This is a genomic window from Corynebacterium liangguodongii, assembly GCF_003070865.1.
In the GTDB taxonomy this organism is placed as follows: Bacteria; Actinomycetota; Actinomycetes; order Mycobacteriales; family Mycobacteriaceae; genus Corynebacterium; species Corynebacterium liangguodongii.
Genome location: NZ_CP026948.1, coordinates 1,035,032 through 1,060,502 on the forward strand (window position 1 = coordinate 1,035,032; position 25,471 = coordinate 1,060,502).

A 25,471-nucleotide genomic window follows, 5' to 3' on the forward strand; every position below is an offset into this window, starting at 1 on the left:
ATGTGGTGTGCATGAATCGCATCATTTCCGGCGAGGCGCGGGGGCGCAGGATCAAGGTTCCGCCCGAGGGCACCCGCCCGACCTCCGACCGCGCCCGCGAGGGCCTGTTTTCCTCCCTGCAGGTGCGCTTCGGGTTCCTCGACCAGACGGTGCTCGACCTGTTCGCCGGCTCGGGTGCGCTGGGGCTGGAGGCGGCCTCACGGGGCGCCGCTGAGGTCGTCTGCGTGGAAAACGACCCGCTCGCCGTCGAGGTGATCAGGTTTAACGCCGGCGTCGTCGGCCACCCGAACGTCCGGGTGGAGCCGGTGAAGGTCTCCACCTACCTCGCGCGCGCCCCGCGCGAGCACTTCTCGATGGTGCTGGCCGATCCCCCCTACGCGCTGGCGGACGAATCCGTCGCCGAGATGCTCGTCGCGCTTGAGCCCGCGCTTGTCGACGACGCCGTCGTCGTCGTCGAGCGCCACCGGGAGAGCCCGGAGACCGCGTGGCCGGAGTCCTTCACGCCGACGACGCAGAAGCTAAAGAAGCGCCTCTACGGCATCGCCCGCATGGACATGGCCGTCTACTCGAAAGGAAAAAACGCATGACAACCGCAGTCTGCCCCGGCTCCTTCGACCCGGTGACCAACGGCCACGTCGACATTTTCACGCGCGCCGCGCGCCACTTCGACGAGGTCGTGGTCCTCGTTACCGGCAACCCCACGAAGTCCTCCGGTCTCTTCAGCGTCGAGGAGCGGGTCGCCCTCATCGAGCGCGTGCTTGCCGGCGCCCCCAACATCCGCGTCGATTTCTGGGGCGGCCTTCTCGTGGACTACACATCGAAGCACAACATCACCGCCCTGGTCAAGGGCCTGCGCTCCTCGCTCGACTACGAATACGAGCTGCCGATGGCGCAGATGAACCGCAGGCTCTCCGGCGTGGACACCTACTTCCTGCTCACGGACGAGAAGTACGGCTTTACCTCCTCCTCGCTGTGCAAGGAGGTGGCCAAGTACGGCGGTGACGTCACCGGGCTCGTGCCCGATATCGTGGTGGAGGCGATGAAGGCGAAGTTCCGCTGACGGCGTCCCCGGCGGCAGCCCGCCGTCCTTTCGTGCAATACTCGCTGCTGAAGCCTCGGTTGTGGAGCAACGAGGCGACGCAGAGCCCCTCCTTGTCCTAAAAAAGCGTGGACAAGAACGCCTGCGTGCGCTCCTCGCGCGGATTGTCCAGCACCTCGGCAGGGGTGCCGTATTCGACGATGCGGCCTTCAGCCATGAACGCTACGCGGTCGGCGACCTCGCGGGCGAAGTTCATCTCGTGGGTGACCACGAGCATGGTCATTCCCTGTTCGGCAAGCTTCTGCATCACGCTGAGCACCTCGCCGACGAGCTCCGGGTCGAGGGCGGAGGTGGGTTCATCGAAAAGCATGAGCTTGGGGTCCATCGCGACGGCGCGGGCGATGGCCACGCGCTGCTGCTGGCCGCCGGAGAGCTGGATGGGGTAGGCCGACGCCTTGGATTCGAGGCCGACCATGGCGAGCAGCTCCCGCGCCCGCTCGGTGGCGGAGGCGACGGACTCGCCCTTGACGTGGACTGGGGCCTCGATGATGTTCTCGAGCACCGTGCGGTGGCCGAAGAGGTTGAACTGCTGGAACACCATGCCGATGCCGCGGCGCTGCCGCGCAGCGTCGCGCTCGGACATCTCGTGGAGCACGCCGTCGCGCTCGCGGTAGCCGATGAGCTCGCCGTCGACGAAGAGGCGGCCCGCGGTGACCTTCTCCAGGTGGTTGACGCAGCGCAGGAACGTCGACTTGCCGGAGCCGGAGGGGCCGATGAGGCAGGTCACGGAGCCGGGGGCGACCTCGAGGTCGATGCCCTTGAGCACGTCGAGGCTGCCGTAGGACTTCCACACGTCGACGGCCTTAATCATGGGTGTGGTCATGGGTATCTAGCGTCCCTTCGTCTCGGTGGCGTCGATGACGCGCACGTTATGGGGGATGGTGCCCTCGGCGTCGGCAAGCGAGGCGAGCTGGCGCGCCGTGAGCTGGCGGGTGGCGCCGCGGTCGAAGCGCTTCTCCAGGAAGTGCTGGCCCACCATGAGCACGGAGGTGATGGCGAGGTACCAGGTCGCAGCAACGAGCAGCATCGGCACGGGCTCGAAGAGGGCCGCGGCGATGTCCATCGAGCGGCCGTAGAGCTCGAGGGAGTAGGGCACGGCGACGACGAGTGACGACGTCTTGAGCAACGAGATGAACTCGTTGCCCGTCGGCGGGATGATGATGCGCATCGCCTGCGGCAGCACGGTGCGCCGCATGGTCTGCGCCCAGCTCATGCCCAGCGCCTTGGAGGCCTCGACCTGGCCCTCGGGGACGGAGGAGACCCCGGAGCGCACGATTTCGGCCATATACGCGGCCTCGTTGAGGGCGAGGCCGAGCACGGCGAGGGCGAACGCAGAGGAGGTCAGCGGCTCGAGTGGGACCTGGGTGAACCCGAGGTTGATCGTGTCGTAGATGGAGCCCAACAACCCCCAGAAGATGAGCTGGACGTAGACCGGGGTGCCGCGGAAGACCCACAGGTAGACCCAGGAGGTGGCGCGGAAGATCGGGTTGGGTGACATGCGCATCACGGCGAGCGCGACCCCGCCGATCACGCCGGCGAGCATCGCCAGGATCGTGATCACGAGTGTGTGGCCGGCGGCGGTGACGATGCGGGTGTCGAAGAGGTAGCGGAAGTAGGTGGGCCAGCCGTAGGCCTCGTTGCGGGCCGCACCGATGGCGAACCACACGGCGAGGGCGAGGAGGATGGCCGCGAGGATCCAGCGGCCGGGGTGGCGCAACGGCTTGGCGTTGATGCGCTCGGGGCGTGTGCTCATGGCTGTCCTTCCAGGGGTTGCTCGTTGATGAGTGCCTGATCGAGCAGGCCGCTATCGATGTTCCACTGCCGCAGGATGCGGGCGTAGTCGCCGGTATCGATGAGGTGCTGCAAGGCGGCGGCCATGGCGGGGGCGAGCGGGGAGTCCTTCGGCACTGCGATGCCGTAGGGGGCCGCGTCAAACATTTCGCCGACGAGCTCGAGGTCACCGCGGGAGCGCTCCACCGCCCACGCCGTGACGGGGGAATCGGCGCTTAACGCATCTGCCCGTCCGGTGAGCGCAGCGAGAGCGGCGTTATCCGAGGTGTCGAAGGACAGCACCGTGATCGGGTCTTCTCCGCGCGCGAGGCAGTCGTCGCTCTTCGGCCGCACGTCGTCGGTCTCAGAGACGGTGGTGCGCTGCACCGCCACGGTGAGCCCGCACGGGTTGGCCGGGTCGACGTCCGAGCCGGGCTGCTGGGCCCACTGGATCCCGGCGTAGAGGAAGTCAACGAAGTCGTAGCTCTGCCTGCGCTCCTCGTTGTCGGTAAAGCCCGACATGCCCGCATCGAGGCTGCCTGCCTGCACGGCGGGCAGGATCAAGGAGAAGTCCATCTCCTGCGGGTCGAAATCGAGGCCCATGACGGCGGCGAGAGCTCTGCCGAGGTCGAGCTCCACGCCGATGAGGGTGCCCTGGGAATCCTTGAACTCGAAGGGCGCGAACGGCGGGTTGGTGCCCACGGAGAGTGTTCCATCGGCGGCGACGGGGGCGGGCACGAGCGCGGCGATCTCGGGAACCTCGGCCGGCACGATCGGCTCCCATCCCTCGGGGTTGCCGCCCTCAGTGTTGGTCACGCACGCAGCAGACAAACTCGCGCTCGCGATGGCCAGGGCGGCGGCACCGCGGCGCGTGAGTGCGCGGCGCGTCATCGCAGTGTGCGGATGCCGCGCATGACCAGCTCGGCGAGCTGGCCGAAGATGATCGTGGCGAGCCCGACGATGATCCACGAGGTGGTGAGTTGGCTGGAGCCCTGCGCGCTCATTTCGACGTCGCCGGAGAACAACTTCGACGACGCGTTGATCTCTCGGCTGGCCATATCGACCGGGTGGAGGGTGTCCGGCAGAGAGGACCCGGCCACCCACGCGTCGAGCACGGGGGTGTCGTTGTCGGAAGAGGCGAGCGCCTTGCCCATCCAGGTGGAGGACTGGACGGTCTCGCGCGCGTCCCGCGCGCCGTCGCTTTCGGAGGAGAGGTTGACGTAGGCGTCGGTACCGAAGCCTTCGACCGAGCTCTTTTCTTCCTGCGCTCCAGCGGTGGCGGGGGCGAGGAGGGTGGCCGCCGTCACGGCCGCAATGAATCGTTTGCGCATAGCAGCATAATAGCCACCAGGGTATGGGTTCGCCCAATTATGCGCCCCGCGGGCTCCCGCGCTACGACGCTTGGGCCACGATGACCCAGATTGCAACGAAGTGCAGGATCGCGGCCACGATGGTGAGCGTGTGAAAGTGCTCGTGGTAGCCGTAGACGCGCGCCCGCCGTCCGGGCCACTTGAACCCGTAGAGGATCGCCCCGATGGTGTAGGCCAGGCCGCCAAGGAAGAGCAGCCAGATCACGCCCGGATCGACCTCGTCTCGTAGTACGGGCAAGAGCGGAACGATGAGCCAGCCGAGGGTGATATAGACAACCACGTCGAGCCAGCGCGGGTGGTTGATCCACACCAGGTTGAGGATGGCGCTGCCGATTCCTCCCGCCCATGCGGCGATGAGCATCCACGTCGAGTACGGGGAGGGGATGAGAAGGACGCACATGGGCGTGTAGGTTGCGGCGATAAAAATGGCAATGGTGGCGTGGTCAGCGCGGCGCCACCACTGCACGGTCTCGTGGGTCTTCCACGGCCAGCGGTGGTAGAGCCCGGAGATGGCGAAAAGCTGGAACAGGCCCGCGCAGTAGATGCTCACGCTTGCTGCCCCGGCCGTGGGAAGGGTCATCCACGCATACGTCATCAGCACCGCCGAAGCGATCGCTGAGATAAATGCGGCGACGAGGTGGGCCCAGCCGCGCGTGATCGGGCGATGGCCGCGGTCCGCCATCGTGTAGGTCCGCTCGATAGTGCTCACCTTACCAATGCTACGCCTGCGTAGGTTGTTCCGTGCATGGGAAAGACCGTGGGGTAGAGGCGGATTTCCTGGGTGCGGGGCGCTGCGCTAAGCTTGTTGTGTTGCGCCCCAGTAGCCCAATTGGCAGAGGCAACGGATTCAAAACCCGTCCAGTGTGAGTTCGAGTCTCACCTGGGGCACAAAATAGCTGGTCAGGAAGTCTTCGGCAATGCTGCGGCACCCGCTCGGCGCCCGTTTGATTTCACCACTGCGCAAAAGTCCAGGTCAGCGCGAGATGAAAGAGTGCCCGGATCGACGCTGCGACCGGGGCGGTGTAAAACGGGTTGACGACACTGCGGGGGTGGTCTCGGGGTGAGTCACCGCAGTGGAGCCGTCGAGCTCGGCGGCGACCTGGGCGGGGGGATCACGGGGGCTAGGCGTTGTCATTGCGCGCCTCCTCCGCGGCGTCGGCGAGGGCTGCCACCGCGGCGGGTGACGCGGCGAGGGCCATGAGCGTGGCCGTGGCCAGCTGTCCCGGCCGCAAGCCCAGGCGCAGAGCGGTGGCATGCCACACGGCGCGGGTCTCGCGGGGCAGGGTGAGCGTGGCTAGGTGGGCATCTGGGTGGAATCCGTATTTTGCGCCATGTCCCTATTATCCGTAGAACGTGTAGTTGAGTGCAAGGGTGATGTGCCCATTAAATCCCCGGCGCACAGCGTGGGCGGGGGCTGTGGCGTCGAACTGGTGTGTGTAGTACGCGGAGGCTAGCGCGGAGCCGTAAACTACGTTTACAGTCAAGGTATGAAACTGGACACCAAGACCAAGACCGCCGCAGCGGGAGGTGGTGACACCCGACACCACCCTGGTCACGCTGCAATTCGGGGGTAATCCACACGTGATCTGGCCGGTGGCGCCCGCGTGTGTGCCCGCGGCACTGGGCGCGCCCGCGCAGCTGTGCGAGGCCGCGGTGGCGGGAGTGGACACCGCGGCGACCACTGCGCAGTTGCGCGCGATCGTCGCCGATGTGAAGGCACGGGCACCGCAGGCGAAGGTGTTGTTGGTCGGTTATCTCCTGCTGGCCCCGCGCGGTGGCGTGGCCTGCCCTGCGCTAGGCCTGGGCGATGGCCGGGCAGCCGCGGCGGAGGGGGCGGAGTTCGTCGCCCCGCCAGACGATGGCCAGAGCGCGTGTGCGCCAGTGGCGACGCGAAGGGTCTCGGCGCTCGGCACGGTGACGGGGGATGAGGCGGTGGTGCAGGAGGGGGTTGGCTGCCGTGCGAAGTGTAAAAGTGGTCTCCTGCGACAACACCGTGAGGGCTTACGGTGTGTAGCTCGCCTCCTACTTGTGCTTCGAGGCCCAGATGAAATTAGCGAAAGGGTGACGTTGGCAGCTTGTGCCCTGCAAACCTGGGCAAGAACTGCTAGAGTTCTGACCTGAGTGCTCTAGCGCTCACTTGTGTTTATTCGATAGAGCGATGGCTTGTATGATAACCATCGTGATCAGGGTGATTATGGCCACGATGCCCGCGGCTTTTGCATGTCCGGAAAAAGAGAGTACGGCGATTGCAGCGAACAAAACCATCGCGAGCATCCGAGCCTTATTCATTCTGGGAGCCTTTCAAGGAGATCTGCATGTTTACCCGTAATACCCCGTAATACTAGGAGCCGCTGGGCGACGATTGCAACGTCCGTAATGCTGAGCATATCCGTCACAATGGGAGCGGCTCCCGCCGCCATGAGCGCACCTGTTCCGTCGTCTCCGGGAGCGCTTCAGCAAAAAGAACTCGACCCGGAAATGGAAAAAGCCTTCGTCTTCATCGAATCGATTCCGGACGAGGTATTGAAAGATGACGAAGTCTATCAACAGTGGCTTCAGGAGAACATCCCCGCGGAGTGGACGACGTCCTTACGAGTGAATTGGCTCGAATGTGGGACTGCTGTCGGTGCCGCGCTGATCGGGAGTCTTCCCCCAGCTAAAATCTTGAAATTGAAAGAGACTTTCAAAGCGGCCGGTGGAGCCGTTAAGTTCTTCCAAAAGTTCAAGTCTGCGTTCGATGATGCACGTAAATCTGGACTGTCTTATGCAGACGCAGTAGGTGTGGCGGCGAGGGTTTCTGGTGGGCAAGCTTGGCCAGAGGTCCAGCAAGCTCTGTTGGATTTCTTTGCGGTCGGCGCGGTAGCCGCTGCTTGCGGAATCGGCGGGTAACTAAAGAGAGGCAGCTGCACAAAAAGGCGATGGGTCTCGATTGTGCTCGAGATATCATCAGTGCTACCCCCGGTAATTTTGGTACCCGCCAGGGGCTTAGCTCTTTTGTAATGGCGTCAACACGGTCAGTTGCGTACAGCTAACAGATACGATTTGACGCTGCTCGGGATGCAGACTGAGGGAAGAACCCCGCCCAGATAAGACACCGTGGGCGGGGTTCTCCATGCGCATGCGATTACCCGAACGACGCTAGTCAAACGCTTGCAAGGTCATTGCGGTCAAACAGTGGAGTCGATCTGGGCACTGCGGTGCACAATCATCAGACTTCGGATGGGGTGAAGTGGGCCAGGATCAAGGTTAAGGCCGGGGTATATGCGGCGATGTAGCTATAGCGTGGCGGTGCCTGACCGCCTTTGCGCTCGAGTGGTTCGAGTTCATTCTCGAGTTTTTGCTCCGGTAGAGCGGACATGTGCTTTGGCCCAGAGTCCAGGTGCGCGTGCGCATCAGTAGTCGGCGTGCGAAAATCCTGCGGGAGTTGCTCGCAGGTGGGGACGCGGGCAGGGTCTCGACGGCGTCCGCGCAGGTGACGGCCCAAGCGAAGAATTGGGCGGTATCACGGAAATGCCAGCGGGGCCAGTGTGCGGGAAACTCTCGCACCCGCCAGCGCCCGACGCCACCGCTGGATTAGGTGGGGCGGCGGCTCCAGTGCGACGCAAACCCAGCTGCCGGCGGGGCCCGCGTGATTTCTGCGCCAAGGACTGGCCAAACAACTACAACGCCCCCGCATCGCAACGGAGGTGTTCACGGAGCGCGTCACAACACCCGCACACGGTAACAACGCCCCCGCATCGCAACGGAGGTGTTGTTGCGTCGACGTATGCTCACGCGCAAGCAAGGACAAATCCGCACGTCGAATCCCGTGGCCGTTCGCCTCGCCCCCGCTCGCCGCGCCGACCGCCCGGGCCGCCATCGGGATGTGGTCATACGATTGCGTGACTTTTCGGGGTGCCGGCGCCACCGGGTCGCTACCGTCTGTTATCCTGCACGGAACATTAGTCACTTCCTGTCGCCCAAAACTCACTCAGCAAGACGGCGGCCGGCTGCACGTAACGAATGGAGTCCCTCATTTTCCACGGTGTCCGCAAGCGCAGGGCCATTGCTTCACTCTGCGCAGCACTGGTGCTCGCGGTCGCGCCCGCCTCCCCAGCGCACGCAGGGGGAGTCGAGGACGCGTTCAACCAGATGAGCAGCTCGATCGTGACAGGTCTGAAGATGTCACCGCTCGGCCTCGCCGCCGCGCACGCTGCGCTGCTCGACCCCCACGTGCCCATTATCGTCCTTGGCGCTCGCCTTGATCCTGGCTGCTCCGCCCCGGCTGTCCTCGACGACAGGCTCGCCACCGCCACTGTCCTCGCTCACCTACACCCGGCAAACCCGGTCGTGGTCACGGGCGGGTATACGCAGCCGGGCTGCCAGGCGGAAGGGGAGTACATGCGCGACAAGCTCGTCTCCAGCTGGGTCAACCCCAGCCGCATCATCGTTGATACGACCGCCGGTTCGACCGTGGGCAACGCGCAGGCCACGGCGCGCTACGCCGGCAGCGTCGCTGGAATCGCTCAGGCAGGCGTGCTGGTGACCTCGCCGAACCACGCGCCGCGGGCAATGGACACCTTCGCGGACGTGGAGAAATCCGCGTTGTGGCTGGTTGTTCCCTCGACGGTGAATTAGGTGCCGCCAAGCGGGCTAGGCGCGGGCAGAATTGAGCCGCTTGCTCGCCCAGCCGAGGACGATGGGCAGGAGCGAGGTGGGAACCCGACCTGATCGCCGAGGAAGGCGGTGATGAGGAGAGAATCGCCTGGTAAGAAGGGGAAGAGATCGCGCGACTCGACGAAGACGATGACCCCGAGTCCGAGATCCGCATTGTTGCCTACCACGACATCGTTGGTGACCCGATCCAAAGCTGCGTCGAGCTCGGCGGCCTGTCCGTGGAAGGCAGGCAAGCGCTCAAGGACTATGTAGCAGGGCTTAACGACGTCGGGCGGAGCGTCGCCCAAGCGGCCAACACCGTGTTTGTGGAGCAGCCGGCTGGCAGCCAGGGCATGTGCGCCGATCCTGCCGTGAGGGAGTCGAGCCCGCTGGGAATTCTCAGCGGCGGGTCTGGCCGATGCGGTCTTATCCTCCCTGTAAGCCGGTAAAGAATCCCGCCTAACCTCCGATCTCGCTCATCGAACGCTCCGGCGGGACATAGCCGGGGGTATTGAGCGTGACTGTGTCGGAGCCGTAGGCCCGCGGCTTCGCCCACATCGCGCCGGCCCAGATCTCGGCGATCTCCTCGTCGCTGGCGCCCGCGCGCATGGGGCCGAGTAGGTCGGTCTCCTCGTTCGAAAACAGGCAGCTACGCACGTGACCGTCGGCGGTGAGCCGGGTGCGCGAGCAGGCGGCGCAAAAAGACTCTGTGACCGAGGCAATGATGCCGACCTGGCCGAGTACATCAGATCCGCCGAGGTGGCGCACGTCCCACAGCTGGGCCGGGGCTGATCCGCGCGGCTCGGGGTGGGGTGTGAGATCGTAGCTCTCACGGAGCCGACCGCGGATCTCGCGGGCGCTCACGAGGTTGGCGCGTGCCCAGAGGCGGTCGGCGTCGAGCGGCATCTGTTCGATGAAGCGCAGCTGCAGGCCGCGGCCCAGGCACCACGCCAGCAACTCGGCTTCTTGAGTGTCGTTCAGCCCGCGCATCATGACGGCGTTGACCTTGATCGGGTGAAGTCCGGCGCGGCGCGCGGCGTCTATGCCGTCGATGACTGCCTCGAGTCGGTCCCTGCGGGTCATCGCGCGGAAGGTCTCGCGCCGCACCGTATCCAGGCTCACGTTGATGCGGGTCAAGCCGGCGTTAACGAGGGCGTCGATACGCTTGTCCAGCCCTATTGCGTTCGTCGTCAGCGAAATGGGTACCGCCGGGTGGGCGCTTCGCACCCCGGCGATGATGTCTTCTAAGTCCTTGCGCACGAGCGGTTCGCCGCCGGTGAAGCGGATATCCTTGACCCCGAAGATGCGCACGCCGATATCGGCGATGCGCACCGCCTCGGACGCCGACATGAGGTGCTCTTTGGGGAGCCACGTCATTCCCTCGGCCGGCATGCAATAGGTGCAGCGCAGGTTGCATTTGTCGATGAGCGAGATGCGCAGATCGTCGGCGATCCGCCCGAAGCGATCCGCGAGCTCGCGCGTTCCACTCACGATCTCCCCCGCCTCCTCTACACATTTGACAGACCCGGTACAGACCCGGTTCGGCTCTAAGCGCCCCATGGTAGTCCTATCCGGCTGATAGGTGATTATGGAGGGCGTCCGGTGCGGCGGCCATACGCCACGCTGCACCGGAGAGGGAGCCAGCTGCTAGCCTTAATCCCACCATGACAGCCACCGCATCGCGCCTTGCCGCCCTCGCGCTCGCCGGCGTGGTGGGTCTGGTTTTCCTTATCGGCTGCTCGGCACCTGCGGGAAGGAACGAGGTTTCGGTCTTCGCGGCGGCCTCGCTGCGCCCCGCGGGCGTGGATCTCGCCCGCGCTTTCGCCCAGGAGCACGCCGGAGCCTCGGTCTCGTGGAACTACGCAGGCTCATCCGACCTTGAGCGTCACATCGCACAGGGCGCGCCCGCGGACGTCTTCATCAGCGCTGACGAAGACACAATGGAGCGCGCCCTCGCTGGAGAAGACTTCGCCGGGTCCCAGCCCAGGGTTATCGCGAGCAACACACTTGTCCTCGCGCTGGCGAAGGACAACCCTGCGGGGATCCGCTCCCTGGCCGACCTCGGGGGCGCGCGCGTAGCCGTGTGCGCCCCCGAGGTTCCCTGCGGCAAGATCGCGGCTGAGGTGCTCGCGCGTCACGGAATCGAACTCGCGCATCCCACCGAGGAACCAGATGTCGCCGCGGCCGCCACAAAGGTGGCCACCGGCGGCGTCGACGCCGCCTTTATTTACTCCACCGATGCGGCGGCGCAGGCCGACAAAGGCGTCACCACCATAGGGATCGGCGACGTTGAGCCCAACGCCTACCCGCTCGCGCTGACGCGCCGCGGGCGGGACAAGGAGGCCGCGGCCCACTTCGCAGACTGGATGTCTGGGCCCACGGCGCAGCGCATCCTGAGGGAGCACGGGTTTGCGCAGGCTCTCTAGATCGGCGCGCAACCTCGCCGCCCCGCGAGCACTGCTGCCGCTCGTCGGGCTCGGGGTCGCCTTTGTGGCGGGCCCGCTTATCGCGCTGCTCGCCGCGATTCCTTGGGCGCGGGTGCCGGAGCTCGTGGCCACGCGGGAGGCCCAATCCGCTTTCGCGCTTACCCTCCTCACTGCGAGCGCATCCACCGCGGCGTGCGCCACGATCGGCGTACCCATGGCGCTGTGGATGCGGCGCTGGTTGGAGATCGGCCGACCAACGCTCGTCGGGCTCGCACAGGTGCTTATCTACGCCCCCTTAGTCCTCTCCCCGGTTGTCTCGGGCCTCGCACTGACCTTCGTGTGGGGGCGGCGCGGAGTGCTGGGAGAGTGGCTCGATGCCGCCGGCATCCCTCTCGCCTACACGCCGTGGGGAGTCATCGTCGTGCAGGTGTTCGTCTCGCTTCCCTTCTTCGTCGCCACCGCCGTTACCGCCCTGCGCGCCATTCCCCGCAGCCTCGAGGAGGCCGCCGCGACCGAGGGCGCAACGAGGGCGCAAACGCTGCGCCACATCGTGTTGCCGCTCGCCGCCCCCGGCGTGGGCACGGGCGCGGTGATTAGTTTCGCCCGCGCGGTGAGCGAGTTCGGGGCGACAATCACGTTTGCGGGAAACGTCGAGGGCCAATCGCGCACAATCCCGCTACTTATCTCCTTGGGGCTTAGCTCGGGGGACATGGACCAGGCACTCGGTGCGTGCATCCTCCTGCTCGGGGTCTACGGCATTGCCCTTGGGATGCTCGCTGCGGCCCGCATGCTCCCGCGCGGGGGCATGCGGGGGTAGGAAAGAAGCCATGAACGATCCCGTCCGCAGCCCGGAAGACCACGCCCGCGCCGCCGCCGCGATGATCCCGCCCATCCCCGTGGAGCAGGTGCCCGCGGCAGGGGCGATCGGGCGCCGCCTCGCCCGAGATGTCCCGGCACCGGGCCCGCTTCCCGCGTTCGATAATTCGCAGATGGATGGCTACGCCCTCGGCAAGGAACACCTCGGCGGGGGAGCGTTCCCCCTCGGCCCGGTCATCGCCGCGGGCGCAGATCCCGCTGCGCTCTACCCCGAGGGTCTCTCCGGAGCCATCGCGCCGATTATGACCGGCGCGGCGCTGCCTCGCGGTGCGGCCGCCGTCGTGCCGGTCGAGGCGTGCGAGCCGGGGTACTTTGACGACGGCGCGACCGCCGCGATCGTGCCGGCAGCACCCCGCGGGCAGTTTATCCGCCGCCGCGGCAGCGACATCGGACCCGGTGACCTGCTTTTTCCTAAAGGCCACCGGGTTAACGCGCGCACCGTGGGAGCGGCGGCGCTCGCAGGGATCGAGCACCTGCCGGTGCGCCGCCAGGCGCGGGTGCTCCTGTGCACCGGGGGAGAGGAGATCGGGGGCGCCGGCCCGGCTCAGATCCCGGACGCGAACGCTCCCATGCTGCGCGCCCTGTGCGCCCGGCACGGCATCGACGTTGCCGGTCACATCAGCACTGCCGACGACCCGGCGCGGCTAGGCCGAGCGCTCGTCAGCGCTGTGGCGGACCTCGCCCCCGACGTGGTGGTGACGAGCGGCGGGATTAGCCACGGCAGGTTCGAGGTCGTGCGCCAGGTGCTCGAGCCGCTGGGGGGCTGGTTCGGCCACGTCGCCCAGCAGCCCGGCGGCCCGCAGGGGCTCGCCGAGCTGCCGACCGAAGCAGGATCCACCCCCGTGATCTGCCTGCCGGGCAACCCGGTCTCGACGATGGTGAGCTTCAGGCTTTTCGTTGCGCCCCTGCTCGGCGAGGCGGAGGAGGCCTTCGAGGCCGTCGCGGGAGAGGATCTGGTGGGGATCGCCGGGCGGGAGAACTTCGTGCGAGGGGTCGTCGAGAAGCGAGAAGGAAGGCTCGTCGCAACCGCTACGGGCGGGCGCGGCTCGCACCTCCTCGCGCAGGCGGTTGACGCTAACGCCCTGCTGCGCGTGCCCGCTGGGCGCACCGTCAAGGCGGGCGATACGGTGAAGGCGTATTCCCTCTAGCGCTATGATGCGTGGGCATGGACCTGACCCACAGCCCGAGCCACAGCCAGACCTACGAGCAGATCGCCTACGACAAATGGGTCCGCCGCCGCCAGGGCTCGGAGGCGATCAACCTGCCCGAAAGGGATGGCCCCTTCGAGTTCGACCCCGCGCACCTGAGCCTCATCCGGCGCGCGGATTTCTTTTTCCTCGCCACGGTGACGGGCTCGGGCTGGCCCTACGTGCAGCACCGCGGGGGCCCGAAGGGCTTTGTCAAGCAACTCGGCCCCACGACCCTGGGGTGGCTCGAGTTCGTGGGAAACCACCAGTACGTCACCACGGGCAACATCGATCGAGACGGGCGGGTGGCGATGTTCTTCGTCGATTTTCCCACGAGGATGCGCCTGAAGGTCTTTGGCCGCGCGAGGGTCGTGGAGCTCGACGAGGACCCGCAGCTCATCGAGCGGCTGCGCGATGGTGGTGAGACCCGAATAAACTCCCTGGCCACCCACGCATTCGTCGTCGATGTCACCGCCACGGATAAGAACTGCACCAAGCGCATCAAGCCGCGCTGGGACGCAGAACAGGTCAACGAGCGCATTGACCTCTACCGCGCTGACATCCGCGCGCTCAAAGAGCGAGTCGCGCAGCTCGAGGAGGAGCTGGGGAGCATGCGTACCGACGACGGGAGAAACGCATGAGCATACCAATACGCCGGTTGGCCTACCTGGGTGACCGTGGCGCTGGGGATTGCGCTCCTCGCGGCTGTCTTTGCGCCGCGGGAAGAAAAGTAGGCGGCGCTAGAGGGGCAGGTAGCAAACCGGCGCGTGACGCGCTGCGCCGCCTTCGCCCACCACGAGGAGAGCGTCGGCCGCCGCGTACCCGCTGAGCATGTGCGAGCGCGTCTTGGTCAGCACGAACGCCTCGTCGGTCGAGCGATTCAGCCACGCCGGAATCAGCCTCACGCGCCGCTTCGTCATCGGTTCGATGTCCTCCCCGGCCCGGCAGGTCTCGGCGGCGGGGAACTCGCGGCCGGAAGCGACCGCGATGGCGGGCGAGACGAACGAATGCAGCGCGACGTGGGCGGCCAGCGGGTTGCCGGGCGCGCCGACGAAGAGCTGCGGGCGCCCATCGCCGCGGTCGCGCGCGGCCACGAGGGTTGGGTGGCCCGGTGCGCAGCGCACGGATTCTGCGAGGATGTGATCCGCCCGCTCGGTGATCGCTCGGCGCGCAAAGTCTTGCCCGCTGTGCCCCGTCCCGCCGGTGACCACGACGATGTCGGCCGTCGCCCGCTCGAGCCAGGCGGAGAGGTCTAAGGGGTCGTCTGCAAGCCGATCGAGCCGCCCCACCTTCGCACCCAGGGCCTCGATGAGGGCGGGGAACGAGCGTGAAAACGCGTCGCGCACCTCGCCGGGCGCGGGCACGCCCGCGGTGATCACCTCGTTGCCGGTGAGCGCCACATCCACCGACACGCGCGGGTACGCGCTTATGCGGTCGACCGCGCAGGCATCGAGCAGAGCCGCGTGGCGCGGGCCAAGGCGGGTGCCCGCGCGCAACAGCACCTCGCCGCGCCGCAGCTCCTCGCCCGCGCGGCGGATATCCGCGCCGGGGGCCGGGTCCGCGTCCGCCACGACACAATGCGAGCCCGAGCTCGAGTCCACGCGGCATCGCTCCGAGCGCACGATGGCCGTGGCACCCCTCGGCAGCAGAGAGCCGGTCAAGATGGGCAGCGCCTCGCCAGGGCGCAGTTCGCCGCCGGCGCGGTGGACATTGCGGCCCTGCGCGCCTGCCTGGGGATGGGCGAGGAGGCGCCACGGGCTCGGGCCGGCTATGGCGAAGCCGTCCATTGCTGAGGAATCGTAGTGGGGAACGTCGGTGGGTGCCACGACGTCCTCGGCGAGCACGGTCCCGATAAGCGGTGCGGAAGCGACCGGCTCGCCGATCATGCTCGCCGCCGCCGCGGCCACCCTGTCGCGGGCGGACACCCAGGTTGCCGGGCCGTCTGGGAGGCCGATGCGCCGCGCCGAGGCGTCTTCCCACGTGTCCGCGTCGGCGGCGTCCACCTCGACGCGGTAGGTCTCTAAAGGCGCGAGCGCCCGGCGCACGGAGCCCCCGGTGACGTCGGCATCGGTGAAGGCCTCCCGCGCCGCCGCGAAATCCAGCAGGCTCGCAAGAGGCTGGTCCACGCCGTCGTGGCTGCCCACCCACGCCTGCGCGCCCGGGTGGCGGCGGGCCGCGGCGAGCAGCGCGTTGACCGCGCCTGCGGGGGCGATGAGGTCGGCGGCGAGCACGAGCACCCGGGTGGGGGAGAAGCTCTCGAGGTAGCGGATGCCTGCGGCGATCGCCGCGGCCGGGCCGGAGAAGGGAGGGTCTTCGCGCACTCGTGCCACGTGCGCGGGAAGATCGATCGGGGGGCCGACAACGACGATGCGCTCGGCAGCATCGGCGGCGGCGATGGAGGCGTCGACAAGCCGCGGTTGCCCCGGCAACCCTCCATGCTGGAGAAGCGGCTTCGGCGGCGCTGAGGTGGGCGCGGTCTCGCTCATGCGCTGCGAGCGCCCGCCGGCGACGATGATGGCGGCGAGCACGCTAGCCCCCCGCGAACGGCGGGAGCACGTCGAGGCGATCGCCCGGCCCTAGCTGCGCATCAAGGTCCACGCGCGCGCCGTTGAGCAGAAAGCTGCAGCGCTCGAAGACCTGCGCGAGCGTCATCCCGCCAGCGGTGCGATCGGTGTATGTGGTGCCCAGCGCAGCGACGAGCCCGCCCAAGCTCCCGGCGTAGTCCACCTGCTCCGAGGATTGGCCGCGGGCGGCGCGCGCGGCGGCGAAGTACCTGATGGTGAGCATACGCCCCAGATTATACGTCCGGCCCCGAGGTGTAGCGTGGTGGGTGTTTGTGCACGAGACGAGCGGAGGGAAAGATGGAGCCTAGGGCCACGCTAAGCCACGTGCGGGAGGACGGGTCCGCCCACATGGTCGACGTCACCGGCAAGGCCGAGACCTCGCGGGCTGCCACCGCGACCGCCACTGTACGCACGCGGCCGGAGGTGGTGGAGATGATCTTTCGCGCGGACCTGCCCAAGGGCGATGCCCTGCCCGTCGCGCGCGTCGCGGGCATCATGGCAGCGAAGAAGACCCCGGAGCTGGTTCCCCTGTGCCACCCGCTGCCGCTTGGTGCGATCACGGTGGACTTCACCCGCCATGACTCCGCCGTGGGCATCACCGCAACCGTGAAAACGCGCGGGGTGACCGGTGTGGAGATGGAGGCGCTCACCGCCGCAACCACGGCAGCGCTTACCGTCTACGACATGATCAAGGCGGTGGACAAGCACGCCGAGATCACGGACGTGAAGGTGGTGGAGAAATCCGGCGGGAAATCCGGCGATTGGTCCCTGCGGGAGGGGTAGCAATGAGCCAGACGAGAGATGCGCTCGTGGTCGTCGCCTCGACGAGGGCCGCGGCCGGCGCACTGGAAGACACCTCCGGTGCGCTCGCCGTCGAATGGCTGCGCGGGCGAGGATTCGCCTGCCCGGAGCCGGTCATTGTGGCAGACGCGGACATTCCCGGATACCTCGACGGCCTCTTTCGGGCGCCCGCATCGCTTCCCGACGTCCTGCTCACGTCAGGAGGAACCGGATTAACCCCGGATGACAACACGGTGGAGGCCATTACACCCCACCTGGATAAAGAGCTCCCCGGCCTTGTCGCCGAGTTTTTCCGCCGCGGCGCGCACAACGTCCCCACCGCAGTCCTCTCGGGCGCGGTGGCGGGGGTCGCGGGGCGCACCTTCGTCATGGCGCTGCCGGGCTCGCGCGGGGGAGTATCCGACGGCCTGGCCGTGCTCGAGCCCGTGATCGACCACATCGTCGACCAGGTGCGCGGACGCCGAGCGGGCCACCCGCCGGCCGACCCCGGCTACGTCGCCGAGCAGACGGGAAAGGTGATCCACACCGCGATCACCGAGGCTCCGCTGGAAGACCTCGTGGCGCAGGCGCGGCGGGAGACCTCGACGCGGGCCATGGGGGCGCTCGTGTCCTTCGACGGCGTAGTTCGAGACCACGACGGCGGCCAGGGCGTATTGGGGCTGACGTACAGCGCGCACCCGGACGCGCCCCGGGTGTTGGCCGAGGTGGTTGGCGGGGTCGTCACCGAGCACCCGGCCGTGCGAGCGTGGGTTGCGCACCGCGTCGGGGAGCTCGCCATCGGCGAGATCGCGTTCCTCGTCGTCACCGCGGCGGCACACCGCGGGCCCGCGTTTGCTGCGGCAGAGGAGATCGCCGACCGGGTCAAGGCGGAGGTGCCGATCTGGAAGGAGCAGGTGATGGCGGACGGAACGACGCAGTGGGTGGGGCTGTAAGCCATGGACGCGCAGTGGATTGCCCGTTACCGTCGGCAGATCACGCTGCAGGGCTTCGGCCAGCGCGCGCAGGAGCGCCTCGGTCGGGCCCACGTCGTCGTGGTCGGCGCCGGCGGTCTCGGCGCCCCGGCGCTGCTCTACCTCGCCGGTGCCGGGGTGGGCAGGTTGACAATCGTGGACGCAGATTCCGTCGAGCTGTCTAACCTCCACCGACAGGTCATCCACACCGAGGGTGGGATTGGCACCCCGAAGGCGTCCTCCGCCGCCGCGGAGGTCCGCCGGCGCAACTCCGCCATCGAGGTGCGCGCGATCGCCCGTGATGTCACAGCGGACAACGCCGCCGAGCTGATCGGGGGAGCAGACCTCGTGCTCGACGGGACCGATAACTTCGCCGCACGCTACGCCATCTCGCGGGCGTGCGCGCGGGAGGGTATCCCCCACGTGTGGGCCTCTATCCTGGGGTTCGACGCTCAGGTCTCCGTGTACTGGGCCGGGCACGGGCCCTGCTACGAGGACATCTTTCCCACCCCGCCGCCTCCCGGCGCGGTGCCGAGCTGCGCCGACAACGGGGTGCTCGGCCCAGTCGTCGGCGTCGTGGGCACGACGATGGCGCTCGAGGCGGTCAAGGTGCTCGCCGGCGTCGGGCAGCCGCTCATCGGGCGCATCGGCTACTTCGATGGCCTGCGCGGCGAGTGGGAATACATCGAGCTCGAGGGCAGCTCACCCGCCGCGCGCGAGGACAATACGGCCGCAGAGTCTACGGGCAGCTCGCTTATCGACGTCCGAGAGCCCGAGGAATACCGCACCTTCCATCTCCCCGGAGCGAGAAACGTGCCGCTGAGCCTCTTGCGCGCAGCGGTCCCCCCGGACCTCATCGAAGAGATCAACCGGGAAGGCTCCGCCACCGTCTACTGCACGGCCGGGGTTCGCTCCGCTGAGGCCATCGGGCTCCTCGAGGGCGCTGGGGCGAGGGGGCTTGCCCAGCTCGAAGGCGGGCTTAACGCCTGGCTGGATGCTCAGGAGAGCACGCCGGAGTAGAGGTTGAAGCGATCGGGGCGGGTGAACCCGGCGAGGAAGAGCCCGGCCTCTCGCGCCGTCTCCACCGCCAGCGAGGTCGCCGCAGAGACGGCGACGAGTCCGGAGAATCCGGCGAGCACGGCCTTTTGCACGAGCTCGAAGCTCGCCCGCGAGCTCATCGCCAGGTACATGCCGGTAGCCGGCACGAGGTCTTCCATGAGCATCCAGCCGATGACCTTGTCGGCGGCGTTGTGCCGGCCCACGTCCTCGCGCACCGCCACGACCTCCCCGTGCGCGGTGACCGCGGCTGCTGCGTGGATGCCCCCGGTGCGGCGAAACGCCCGCTGGCCCTCCTTGAGCTTCTCGGGCAGTGAGACGACGAAGTCCGGAGTGGGCGCGACCGGGGCGAGGGGGTAGCGTGCGGTGCGCGTGACGTCATCGATGGATGTGGTGCCGCACACCCCGCACGCCGACGTGGTGGTCAGCGCGCGCACCGGCAGGCGCCCGGCGGCGGGGCGGGACAGCGCGACATCGACGGTGTTGTAGGTGTTGCTTCCCCCAGGTCCCGTCGCGCCTGCGCAGTAGCGCAGGGTCGAGAGGTCCTCGCGAGTCGTGATGACTCCTTCGGCATGGAGCAGGCCGTGGACGAGCTCGAAGTCGTGGCCGGGGGTGCGCATTGTCGTGGAGAAGTCCTCGCCGTCGACGCGGATCTGCAGCGGCTCTTCCACCGCGAGCGTATCGGCGCGTGTGTCTGCCTCCGGGTGGTCCTGTCCGAGGTAGCGGACCTTGGTCACCCGGAGGTTGCGCGTGAGTCGCCGCGCCATGTGCTACTTCTCCGCCCGCGCGAACGCCGGCATGTCCTCGGCCCGCTTGCCGGTGGGCTCGAGCCGGATGATTGTGGACTTCGATACAGGGGTGTTCGAGCCCTTTGCCGTGTGGTCGAGCGCGATGAGCTGGTTGGCTTCGGGGAAGTAGGTGCTCACGCAGCCGCGTGCGTGGTCGTAGGCGATGACGCGGAAGCTCGGCGCGCGGCGTGTCTCTCCCTGGTACTCCGCGACGAGGTCGACGATGTCGCCGTCGGCCAGCCCGATGTCGTCGAGGTCTTTCTGGTTGACAAAGACGACGCGCCGCCCGTCGTGGATCCCGCGGTAGCGGTCGTTGAGCCCGTAGATCGTGGAGTTGTATTGGTCGTGGGAACGCACGGTGTTCATCATGAATTCGCCGGGGGCGAGTTCGATTCCCGCGGTCTCGTTGACGGTAAGGTGCGCCCTGCCGTCGTCGGTGGTAAACCGCCGCTCGCGGGGGCCGTTGGGAAGGTAGAACCCGCCGGGGATCTCGATGCGCTCGTTGTAGAAGTCGAAGCCGTCGATGGTGGCTTCGATGTGGTCCCGGATCACTGCGTAATCGTCGATCATCGGCTGCCAGAAGTCGTCGCCGAAGGTCTCGCGGCCGATCGAGCAGATGATGTCGACCTCGCTGCGCAGATCGAGGTCCTTGTTCGCGGTGCGGTGGCCCTCGGAGGCGTGGACCTTGCCCACGGAGTCTTCCACGGTGATCTTTTGGGGGCCAGATTTCTGCATATCGACGTCCGTGCGCGCCCGCACCGGCAGAATGAGGGACTTCTCACCCGGCCAGGCGTGGGACCCGTTGGGCTTGGTCGACAGGTGCACGGTGAGCTTGTTGGAGGCCATCGCGTTTTCCACCACCCCCGTATCGGAGGCGACGCGCACGAGGTTGCCGCCGAGCGAGATGAAGAACTTGGTCTTGCCCGCGCGCATGGCCTGGAGCGCGGCGACGGTGTCGAAGCCGTGCTCGCTCGGGACGGGGAATCCGAAGCGCGACTCGAGAGCGCGCAGGAAGTGATCCGGCATCTTCTCCCAGATGCCGACGGTGCGGTTGCCCTGCACGTTGGAGTGGCCGCGCAGCGGGCCGGTGCCTGCACCGGGCTTGCCAATATTGCCGGTGAGAAGCAGGGTGTTGACCATCTCTTGGATGGTGGCCACCGCGTTTTCGTGCTGGGTCACCCCGAGCGTCCAGGTGATGAGCACAGACTTCGCCGCGACGATCTCATCGACCACCGCATCGATCTCGGCGGCGGAGATGCCGCTGAAGTGCTGCAGAGAGGCGTCGTCAAGCGAGAGGAGGTGCTCTTTGAGCGCGTCGAACCCGGTGGTGTATTCCGCGATGAACTCCTTGTCAATCGCGTCGCGCTCAACGAGCCTCTTGTTGATGGCCTGGAACAGCGCGCGGTCGCCGTCGAGGCGCACCTGCAGGTAGCGGTCGGCCAGCTTGTTCGTGTGGCCGAGGACCATCGTGGGGTCCTGCGGCTCGCGGAAGTTGAGCAACCCGGCCTCAGGCATGGGGTTGATCGCGATGATCTTGCCGCCGTTGTGCTTGCACCGGGTAAACGCGGTGAGCGAGCGCGGGTGGTTCGTGCCCGGGTTTTGGCCCACAGAGATGAGCAAGTCGGTGGTGTGGAAATCGTTGATGGTCACTGAGCCCTTGCCCAGCCCGAGGGTGGAGGATAAGGCCACGCCCGTCGACTCGTGGCACATGTTGCCGCAGTCCGGCAGGTTGTTGGAACCGAATCGCCTCGCGAGGAGCTGGAAGACGTAGGCGGCCTCGTTGCTCGCGCGGCCCGAGGTGTAGAACACCGCTTCCTCGGGGGTTGTGTGGTGCAGCTGCTCCGCGATGATGCTCATCGCCTTGTCCCAGGAGACGGGGCGGTAGTGGTCGTCGCCGCTCGAGCGGTCGTAGAGCATCGGCTCAGTAATCCGCCCGCGCTTGCCCAACCAGTGGTCGGTTTTCTCCCGCAGCTCGGTCACTGAGTATTTTGCCCAGAAATCTCGGGTGGCGCGGGCGCGCGTGGTCTCCTCAGCAACAGCCTTCGCACCGTTTTCGCAGAACTCGACGATGTTGAGGTCGTTCTGCTCGGGCTCCGGCCAGGCGCACCCGGGGCAGTCGATGCCTTTGTGTTTGTTGATGGTGATCAGCGGCAAAAGGCCACGGTTGGGCACCGCGTGCGCCATGGCGTGGAGGACCGCCGGGATGCCTGCGGCGACGTGCTTCTTTGCGGAAACGCGCGGGTGGTCGAAGCGGTTGGCCACGGCGTTGACGGCGTTACCTGTGTTGCCAACGTTGTCAGATGTGCCCGACTGCGGGGTGTGTTGCCGATTGTTGCCCTGTTGTCCCATATTCGCTACCTTATACCTTCCCGCGACCGAACCAAGCGGTGCTTAATAGGATGCGTTCTGCCTTGTCGAGGCCGCTGCGCGCACGGCTTCGACCGCCCGTGAGATCGCCGCGTTGAGCTCGTCGTCGGACCCCGATGCGGCCCGCCCGGCGGCGAGGCCGACGAGGAACGCAGTGACCGGGGCAGCGGGGCGCGAGCGATTGTGGGCGACATCCTTCGTGAGATCGAGGATGGGCCCCACGCTGGAGCGCTCCACGCCCGCGGGCAGCTTGAGGAGCTCGACGACGCGGGAGAGCCACTCGTGGGCGCTGCGCATCTCCGCCGGGTCGTCCTTCTTGCTTTTCTTGTCTGTGGTGTGCTCGTGGCTGTGGTTGTGCTGATCGATGCTCATACCGCCAGGGTAACAACCGGAGCAGACACCACGCTGCAAGCAGATTTAGGCCCGCACGGTCTCCGGCTCGCGCTCCCAGGCTTGCTCATCGATGATGCCCTCCCGCTTGGACACGACGGCGGCAACCACGGCCTGGCCGGTGACGTTGACGGCGGTGCGGCCCATGTCAACGATCGGCTCGACGGCTAGGAGCAGGCCCACGCCAGACAGCGGCAGTCCGAGCGCCGAGAGCGTGAGGGTGAGCATGACCGTCGCCCCAGTGGTGCCGGCGGTGGCGGCGGAGCCGAGGACAGAGACGACGATGATGAGGAAATAATCCGCCACGCCGAGCGGGATGCCGTAGAACTGTGCGACGAAGATCGCGGCGACGGCGGGGTAGATCGAGGCGCAGCCGTCCATCTTCGTCGTGGCCGCCAACGGCATGGCGAAGGAGGCGTACTCCGTGGGCACGCCCATCGACTTCTCCACGGTGCGCTGCGTGACGGGAAGCACGCCGAGCGAGGATCGCGTGACAAACCCGAGGGTGGTCACGGGCCAGACATGACGGTAGAACTCGCGGACCGGAATGCGGTTGAGCGCGAGCACGGCGGGGTAGAGGGCGAAGATCACTAGCGCAAGCCCGATGTAGATGGCGAGAACGAACATGCCCAGCGAGCCGAGCGCTTCCCACCCATAGGTGGCGATGGCCTTGCCGATGAGCGCCGCGGAGCCGATCGGTGCGAGCCGGATGACCCACCACAGCGCCACCTGGATGATCTCGAGCAGCGATGCGGAGAACTCGATAAACGGCTGCGCCTTGCGCCCGGCCTTCACCGCGGCGACGCCGACGACGAGGGAGATCACGAGGATCTGCAAAACGTTAAAGCCGATCGAGATCGCGCCGTCTTCCGACGCCTTGGCGGTAAGCCCCAGGAAGTTGGCCGGGACGACGGATTCGATAAACCCGAGCCAGGACCCGGTGGTCGATGGGTCGCCCGCCGCGGCGGGATCCACGGTTGAGGTCTCACCCGGGCGCAGCGAGAGGGCCACCGCGATACCGATGAGGACGGAGACGAAGGCGGTGATGGCGAACCAGATCAACGTCTGTCCAGCGAGCCGCGCGGCGTTGGTCACCTTGCGCAGGTTGGCCACGGAGGTCACCACTGCCGTAAAGACGAGCGGCGGGATCAGGAGCTTGAGCAGCTGTACGTAGGTCGAGCCGACCCAGGTGAGGAAGTTGGCGAGCCACTCGAACCCGCCGGCCCGGGCGACGAACCCGAGGATGAGGCCGACCACCAGGCCGGTGAAGACCTGGGCGCCGAAGCCAAACTTTTTCATGATGTTCTCCACTTTCTATGAACCAGTCAGTCTAGTAGGTGAACGATTCCACCTAGTTGTTACGTAATTTTTACCAGGCTTATTCCCCTTGCCAATAATGCACCGCTCTGTCTATTCGGGACCGTTACTGGGGGAGGCGCGGGTCATTTCCGCGCAATGGCGTGCCCGAGCGCACAACCCGGGCGGCGGTGTGATGAACTTCTACCTATGGCAACAGATTCTCACTTTGTAGCCGGCGCGGCGGACGCCCCGAAAGAGCGCACGTTCTTCGGGCATCCCTGGGCGCTGGCGAACCTGTCGGGCGTGGAGATGTGGGAGCGATTTAGCTTCTACGGCCTCCAGGCGCTTTTGGCGTACTACCTCTACTACACGGTCGACCAAGGAGGGCTCGGCCTGAACAAGGAAGCCGCCCTATCCATCGTCGGCGCCTACGGCGGACTGGTCTACCTCACCAGCGTCGCGGGCGCCTGGGTGGCAGATAGGATCCTCTCCGCCGAGCGCACGCTGTTCTACTCGGCGATCCTCATCATGATCGGCCACATCTCCCTGGCGCTTTTGCCCGGTCTCGCCGGGGTCGGCGTGGGCCTGGTGTGCGTCGCTGTCGGCTCGGGCGCGCTCAAGACCACGTCCCAGGTGTTGCTGGGCAGCCTCTATGATCGTGAGGACCAGCGTCGCGACGGCGGGTTCTCCATCTACTACATGGGCGTGAACATCGGCGGATTCTTGGGCCCGATCCTCACCAACGCGTTTTGGGGGTGGAAGGGCTTCCACTGGGGCTTCGGTACCGCGGCCGTGCTCATGGCCATCGGCTTGATTCAGTACACGGTCATGCGTTCCCACACGGTTGAGGTTGCCGGGCACGAGGTGGCCAACCCGCTACCGCGCTCGCGCTACCTCCCGGTGGCGCTGGGGTGCCTCGCGGTCATCGTCGCCGTCGTCGTGCTCTTCGCCACCGGCGTGCTCCAGCTCGGCCACCTCTCGACCGTCGTGGCTGCACTTACCGTGCTCGCTGCCGTGGCGCTGTGGGTGCAGATGTACCGCTCCAGGCTCGTCACCGACGGCGAGCGCGCCCGCCTGGTTGGTTTTATCCCCATGTTCGCCGCCTCGGTGGTGTTCTGGTCAGTCTTCCAGCAGCAGTTCACTGTGATCGCGCTCTACTCCGATGAGCGGCTCAACCGCACTGTGCTCGGCCACGAGCTGCCGCCGGGTGTCGTGCAGTCGCTCAACCCGCTTTTCGTCATCATCTTCGCCGGCGTCTTCGCGGCGATGTGGACCCGGCTCGGGAAGCGTCAGCCGTCGTATGCCGGGAAGTTCTCCCTCGCGCTCGCGATCATCGGCGTGGCCATCTTGCTCTTCCTCCCGTTCGCCGGAGGCGGCGTGAACTCGACGCCGTTTTTCGCCATCGTCGCCATCTTGTTCCTCTTCACGATGGGAGAGCTCATGCTCAGTCCCGTCGGCAACTCGATGGCAACGCTTGTGGCGCCCCAGGCCTACCCCACGCGCACCTTTGCGCTGTGGTTGCTCTCGGTCGCGCTGGGCACCACGCTCTCCGGCACGCTTGCCGGGTTCTACGACCCGTCGAGCGCCTCCGGCGAGCGGACCTACTTTGTGGCCACCGCGGCGGTCTGCTTCATCCTCGCCGTCGTCGTCTTCACCTCGCGCGGCTGGATCACGCGCAAGCTAGGGGAGACGGCTGAGAAGCCCCACAAGGCTCAAGCGGAAGGCCACGACAGCAGACACCGCGGGTCCGCGTAGGCCAGCGGCTGCTTATTTACCTCCTTCCGCGCGGTGGGCGATTGCGGCGGGCGAGCGCGCCCGCCGGGCTGTCCCTATAGTCTCACTTGCGAATGCTGTGAGAGGTAAGAATCAATCTGGGGTCGCGTTCCCACTCAC

The 25,471-nt window shown here is 66.9% G+C and carries 25 protein-coding genes, 1 tRNA gene and 1 pseudogene; 13 read left to right on the plus strand and 14 right to left on the minus strand.

Going from position 1 to position 25,471, the window contains the following annotated elements; genetic code table 11:
* The first annotated feature begins 11 nt into the window (after window positions 1–11).
* Together C3E79_RS04945 and coaD are read left to right on the plus strand one after the other, a co-directional pair.
* Window positions 12–587, plus strand: coding sequence for an RsmD family RNA methyltransferase (locus tag C3E79_RS04945; protein WP_108403915.1), 576 nt, complete (start codon window positions 12–14; stop codon window positions 585–587).
* On the plus strand, window positions 584–1,060 hold the full coding sequence (coaD, locus tag C3E79_RS04950; protein WP_108403916.1) for a pantetheine-phosphate adenylyltransferase: 477 nt from the start codon (window positions 584–586) through the stop codon (window positions 1,058–1,060). Before C3E79_RS04945 ends, coaD begins: the two co-directional genes overlap by 4 nt.
* Window positions 1,061–1,157: 97 nt before the next feature.
* Here coaD and C3E79_RS04955 read toward each other — a convergent pair whose 3' ends face one another.
* From C3E79_RS04955 to trhA, 5 genes are all read right to left on the minus strand, one after another.
* A complete protein-coding gene (locus tag C3E79_RS04955; RefSeq protein ID WP_108403917.1) occupies window positions 1,158–1,922 on the minus strand; it encodes an amino acid ABC transporter ATP-binding protein in 765 nt (254 codons plus the stop codon).
* Window positions 1,923–1,928: 6 nt separating this feature from the next.
* Window positions 1,929–2,852, minus strand: a complete 924-nt coding sequence (locus tag C3E79_RS04960) for an amino acid ABC transporter permease (RefSeq protein WP_108403918.1) — start codon at window positions 2,850–2,852, stop codon at window positions 1,929–1,931.
* Window positions 2,849–3,760, minus strand: coding sequence for an ABC transporter substrate-binding protein (locus tag C3E79_RS04965; RefSeq protein ID WP_108403919.1), 912 nt, complete (start codon window positions 3,758–3,760; stop codon window positions 2,849–2,851). Before C3E79_RS04965 ends, C3E79_RS04960 begins: the two co-directional genes overlap by 4 nt.
* Entirely contained in the window at window positions 3,757–4,200 is a 444-nt protein-coding gene (locus tag C3E79_RS04970) for a hypothetical protein (RefSeq protein ID WP_108403920.1), read from the minus strand. Before C3E79_RS04970 ends, C3E79_RS04965 begins: the two co-directional genes overlap by 4 nt.
* A gap of 61 nt (window positions 4,201–4,261) precedes the next feature.
* Window positions 4,262–4,921: a PAQR family membrane homeostasis protein TrhA gene (gene trhA / locus C3E79_RS04975; RefSeq protein ID WP_108403921.1), complete on the minus strand. Its 660-nt coding sequence runs from the start codon at window positions 4,919–4,921 to the stop codon at window positions 4,262–4,264.
* A gap of 132 nt (window positions 4,922–5,053) precedes the next feature.
* Between trhA and C3E79_RS04980 the strand changes: the two genes are divergently transcribed.
* Window positions 5,054–5,127: transfer RNA gene (locus C3E79_RS04980), tRNA-Leu, on the plus strand.
* 233 nt (window positions 5,128–5,360) lie between these two features.
* Here the strand turns inward: C3E79_RS04980 and C3E79_RS11320 are convergent.
* Window positions 5,361–5,501, minus strand: coding sequence for a hypothetical protein (locus C3E79_RS11320; protein WP_158268507.1), 141 nt, complete (start codon window positions 5,499–5,501; stop codon window positions 5,361–5,363).
* Window positions 5,502–6,657: 1,156 nt separating this feature from the next.
* Here C3E79_RS11320 and C3E79_RS04990 point away from each other — a divergent pair.
* Window positions 6,658–7,128, plus strand: coding sequence for a hypothetical protein (locus tag C3E79_RS04990; protein WP_146183413.1), 471 nt, complete (start codon window positions 6,658–6,660; stop codon window positions 7,126–7,128).
* 1,113 nt (window positions 7,129–8,241) lie between these two features.
* Window positions 8,242–8,856, plus strand: coding sequence for a YdcF family protein (locus C3E79_RS04995; RefSeq protein WP_108403924.1), 615 nt, complete (start codon window positions 8,242–8,244; stop codon window positions 8,854–8,856).
* A gap of 80 nt (window positions 8,857–8,936) precedes the next feature.
* Here C3E79_RS04995 and C3E79_RS11835 read toward each other — a convergent pair.
* Together C3E79_RS11835 and moaA are read right to left on the minus strand one after the other, a co-directional pair.
* Window positions 8,937–9,038: pseudogene (locus tag C3E79_RS11835) on the minus strand (DedA family protein); the annotation flags it as partial.
* Window positions 9,039–9,333: 295 nt separating this feature from the next.
* Window positions 9,334–10,365, minus strand: coding sequence for a GTP 3',8-cyclase MoaA (gene moaA / locus C3E79_RS05005; RefSeq protein WP_235840690.1), 1,032 nt, complete (start codon window positions 10,363–10,365; stop codon window positions 9,334–9,336).
* Window positions 10,366–10,538: 173 nt separating this feature from the next.
* On the opposite strand from moaA, the gene modA reads away from it, so the two are divergent.
* From modA to C3E79_RS05025, 4 genes are read left to right on the plus strand one after another with little or no spacing between them, the layout of a single operon-like run.
* Window positions 10,539–11,300, plus strand: coding sequence for a molybdate ABC transporter substrate-binding protein (modA, locus tag C3E79_RS05010; RefSeq protein ID WP_108403926.1), 762 nt, complete (start codon window positions 10,539–10,541; stop codon window positions 11,298–11,300).
* Entirely contained in the window at window positions 11,284–12,117 is an 834-nt protein-coding gene (locus tag C3E79_RS05015) for an ABC transporter permease (protein WP_235840691.1), read from the plus strand. The genes modA and C3E79_RS05015 overlap by 17 nt, the downstream gene beginning before the upstream one ends.
* Before the next feature lie 10 nt (window positions 12,118–12,127).
* Window positions 12,128–13,324: a molybdopterin molybdotransferase MoeA gene (locus C3E79_RS05020; RefSeq protein ID WP_108403927.1), complete on the plus strand. Its 1,197-nt coding sequence runs from the start codon at window positions 12,128–12,130 to the stop codon at window positions 13,322–13,324.
* A 17-nt stretch (window positions 13,325–13,341) separates the two neighbouring features.
* A complete protein-coding gene (locus C3E79_RS05025) occupies window positions 13,342–14,004 on the plus strand; it encodes a pyridoxamine 5'-phosphate oxidase family protein (protein WP_108403928.1) in 663 nt (220 codons plus the stop codon).
* A 99-nt stretch (window positions 14,005–14,103) separates the two neighbouring features.
* Here the strand turns inward: C3E79_RS05025 and C3E79_RS05030 are convergent, their stop codons facing one another.
* Both C3E79_RS05030 and C3E79_RS05035 read right to left on the minus strand, forming a co-directional pair.
* Entirely contained in the window at window positions 14,104–15,891 is a 1,788-nt protein-coding gene (locus tag C3E79_RS05030; RefSeq protein ID WP_108403929.1) for a molybdopterin-binding protein, read from the minus strand.
* 1 nt (window position 15,892) lies between these two features.
* Window positions 15,893–16,150 carry a MoaD/ThiS family protein gene (locus C3E79_RS05035; RefSeq protein ID WP_108403930.1) on the minus strand — a complete coding sequence of 86 codons (258 nt, stop codon included), beginning with the start codon at window positions 16,148–16,150 and terminating at the stop codon, window positions 15,893–15,895.
* Between the two features lie 74 nt (window positions 16,151–16,224).
* Here C3E79_RS05035 and moaC point away from each other — a divergent pair, with 74 nt between their 5' ends.
* The 3 genes from moaC to C3E79_RS05050 are packed head-to-tail and all read left to right on the plus strand — an operon-like array spanning window position 16,225 to window position 18,698.
* The gene (gene moaC, locus C3E79_RS05040) at window positions 16,225–16,710 is read left to right on the plus strand and encodes a cyclic pyranopterin monophosphate synthase MoaC (protein WP_108403931.1); all 486 of its coding nucleotides are present in this window, start codon (window positions 16,225–16,227) and stop codon (window positions 16,708–16,710) included.
* Window positions 16,711–16,712: 2 nt separating this feature from the next.
* Window positions 16,713–17,660, plus strand: a complete 948-nt coding sequence (locus C3E79_RS11765; RefSeq protein WP_108403932.1) for a molybdenum cofactor biosynthesis protein MoaE — start codon at window positions 16,713–16,715, stop codon at window positions 17,658–17,660.
* A 3-nt stretch (window positions 17,661–17,663) separates the two neighbouring features.
* On the plus strand, window positions 17,664–18,698 hold the full coding sequence (locus C3E79_RS05050) for a ThiF family adenylyltransferase (protein ID WP_108403933.1): 1,035 nt from the start codon (window positions 17,664–17,666) through the stop codon (window positions 18,696–18,698).
* Here C3E79_RS05050 and fdhD read toward each other — a convergent pair.
* Genes fdhD through C3E79_RS05070 form a run of 4 tightly spaced genes read right to left on the minus strand, consistent with a single transcriptional unit; the run spans window position 18,677 to window position 23,578 of the window.
* Window positions 18,677–19,501 (minus strand): formate dehydrogenase accessory sulfurtransferase FdhD, encoded by an 825-nt coding sequence (fdhD, locus tag C3E79_RS05055; RefSeq protein ID WP_108403934.1) that lies wholly within the window; start codon window positions 19,499–19,501, stop codon window positions 18,677–18,679. The genes C3E79_RS05050 and fdhD overlap by 22 nt on opposite strands.
* A 3-nt stretch (window positions 19,502–19,504) precedes the next feature.
* Window positions 19,505–21,871, minus strand: coding sequence for an FdhF/YdeP family oxidoreductase (locus tag C3E79_RS05060; RefSeq protein WP_108403935.1), 2,367 nt, complete (start codon window positions 21,869–21,871; stop codon window positions 19,505–19,507).
* A gap of 42 nt (window positions 21,872–21,913) precedes the next feature.
* A complete protein-coding gene (locus C3E79_RS05065) occupies window positions 21,914–22,261 on the minus strand; it encodes a DUF6457 domain-containing protein (RefSeq protein ID WP_199219511.1) in 348 nt (115 codons plus the stop codon).
* A gap of 45 nt (window positions 22,262–22,306) precedes the next feature.
* Entirely contained in the window at window positions 22,307–23,578 is a 1,272-nt protein-coding gene (locus tag C3E79_RS05070) for a dicarboxylate/amino acid:cation symporter (RefSeq protein WP_108405066.1), read from the minus strand.
* Between the two features lie 207 nt (window positions 23,579–23,785).
* Between C3E79_RS05070 and C3E79_RS05075 the strand changes: the two genes are divergently transcribed.
* Window positions 23,786–25,333, plus strand: coding sequence for a peptide MFS transporter (locus C3E79_RS05075; RefSeq protein WP_108403936.1), 1,548 nt, complete (start codon window positions 23,786–23,788; stop codon window positions 25,331–25,333).
* Window positions 25,334–25,471 lie beyond the last annotated feature (138 nt).

What these genes read in the sequence shown, in the direction of transcription:
- C3E79_RS04945 (WP_108403915.1), top strand. Translation starts at nt 12, where the DNA reads ATGAATCGCATCATTTCCGGCGAGGCGCGGGGGCGCAGGATCAAGGTT.
- C3E79_RS04960 (WP_108403918.1), bottom strand. Translation starts at nt 2,852, where the DNA reads ATGAGCACACGCCCCGAGCGCATCAACGCCAAGCCGTTGCGCCACCCC.
- C3E79_RS05075 (WP_108403936.1), top strand. Translation starts at nt 23,786, where the DNA reads ATGGCAACAGATTCTCACTTTGTAGCCGGCGCGGCGGACGCCCCGAAA.
- C3E79_RS05065 (WP_199219511.1), bottom strand. Translation starts at nt 22,261, where the DNA reads ATGAGCATCGATCAGCACAACCACAGCCACGAGCACACCACAGACAAG.
- C3E79_RS05025 (WP_108403928.1), top strand. Translation starts at nt 13,342, where the DNA reads ATGGACCTGACCCACAGCCCGAGCCACAGCCAGACCTACGAGCAGATC.
- moaC (WP_108403931.1), top strand. Translation starts at nt 16,225, where the DNA reads ATGGAGCCTAGGGCCACGCTAAGCCACGTGCGGGAGGACGGGTCCGCC.
- C3E79_RS11765 (WP_108403932.1), top strand. Translation starts at nt 16,713, where the DNA reads ATGAGCCAGACGAGAGATGCGCTCGTGGTCGTCGCCTCGACGAGGGCC.
- C3E79_RS04970 (WP_108403920.1), bottom strand. Translation starts at nt 4,200, where the DNA reads ATGCGCAAACGATTCATTGCGGCCGTGACGGCGGCCACCCTCCTCGCC.
- C3E79_RS04965 (WP_108403919.1), bottom strand. Translation starts at nt 3,760, where the DNA reads ATGACGCGCCGCGCACTCACGCGCCGCGGTGCCGCCGCCCTGGCCATC.
- C3E79_RS04955 (WP_108403917.1), bottom strand. Translation starts at nt 1,922, where the DNA reads ATGACCACACCCATGATTAAGGCCGTCGACGTGTGGAAGTCCTACGGC.
- C3E79_RS04990 (WP_146183413.1), top strand. Translation starts at nt 6,658, where the DNA reads ATGAGCGCACCTGTTCCGTCGTCTCCGGGAGCGCTTCAGCAAAAAGAA.
- coaD (WP_108403916.1), top strand. Translation starts at nt 584, where the DNA reads ATGACAACCGCAGTCTGCCCCGGCTCCTTCGACCCGGTGACCAACGGC.
- C3E79_RS05060 (WP_108403935.1), bottom strand. Translation starts at nt 21,871, where the DNA reads ATGGGACAACAGGGCAACAATCGGCAACACACCCCGCAGTCGGGCACA.
- trhA (WP_108403921.1), bottom strand. Translation starts at nt 4,921, where the DNA reads ATGGCGGACCGCGGCCATCGCCCGATCACGCGCGGCTGGGCCCACCTC.
- C3E79_RS05020 (WP_108403927.1), top strand. Translation starts at nt 12,128, where the DNA reads ATGAACGATCCCGTCCGCAGCCCGGAAGACCACGCCCGCGCCGCCGCC.
- C3E79_RS05070 (WP_108405066.1), bottom strand. Translation starts at nt 23,578, where the DNA reads ATGAAAAAGTTTGGCTTCGGCGCCCAGGTCTTCACCGGCCTGGTGGTC.
- C3E79_RS04995 (WP_108403924.1), top strand. Translation starts at nt 8,242, where the DNA reads ATGGAGTCCCTCATTTTCCACGGTGTCCGCAAGCGCAGGGCCATTGCT.
- modA (WP_108403926.1), top strand. Translation starts at nt 10,539, where the DNA reads ATGACAGCCACCGCATCGCGCCTTGCCGCCCTCGCGCTCGCCGGCGTG.
- C3E79_RS05035 (WP_108403930.1), bottom strand. Translation starts at nt 16,150, where the DNA reads ATGCTCACCATCAGGTACTTCGCCGCCGCGCGCGCCGCCCGCGGCCAA.
- fdhD (WP_108403934.1), bottom strand. Translation starts at nt 19,501, where the DNA reads ATGGCGCGGCGACTCACGCGCAACCTCCGGGTGACCAAGGTCCGCTAC.
- C3E79_RS05050 (WP_108403933.1), top strand. Translation starts at nt 17,664, where the DNA reads ATGGACGCGCAGTGGATTGCCCGTTACCGTCGGCAGATCACGCTGCAG.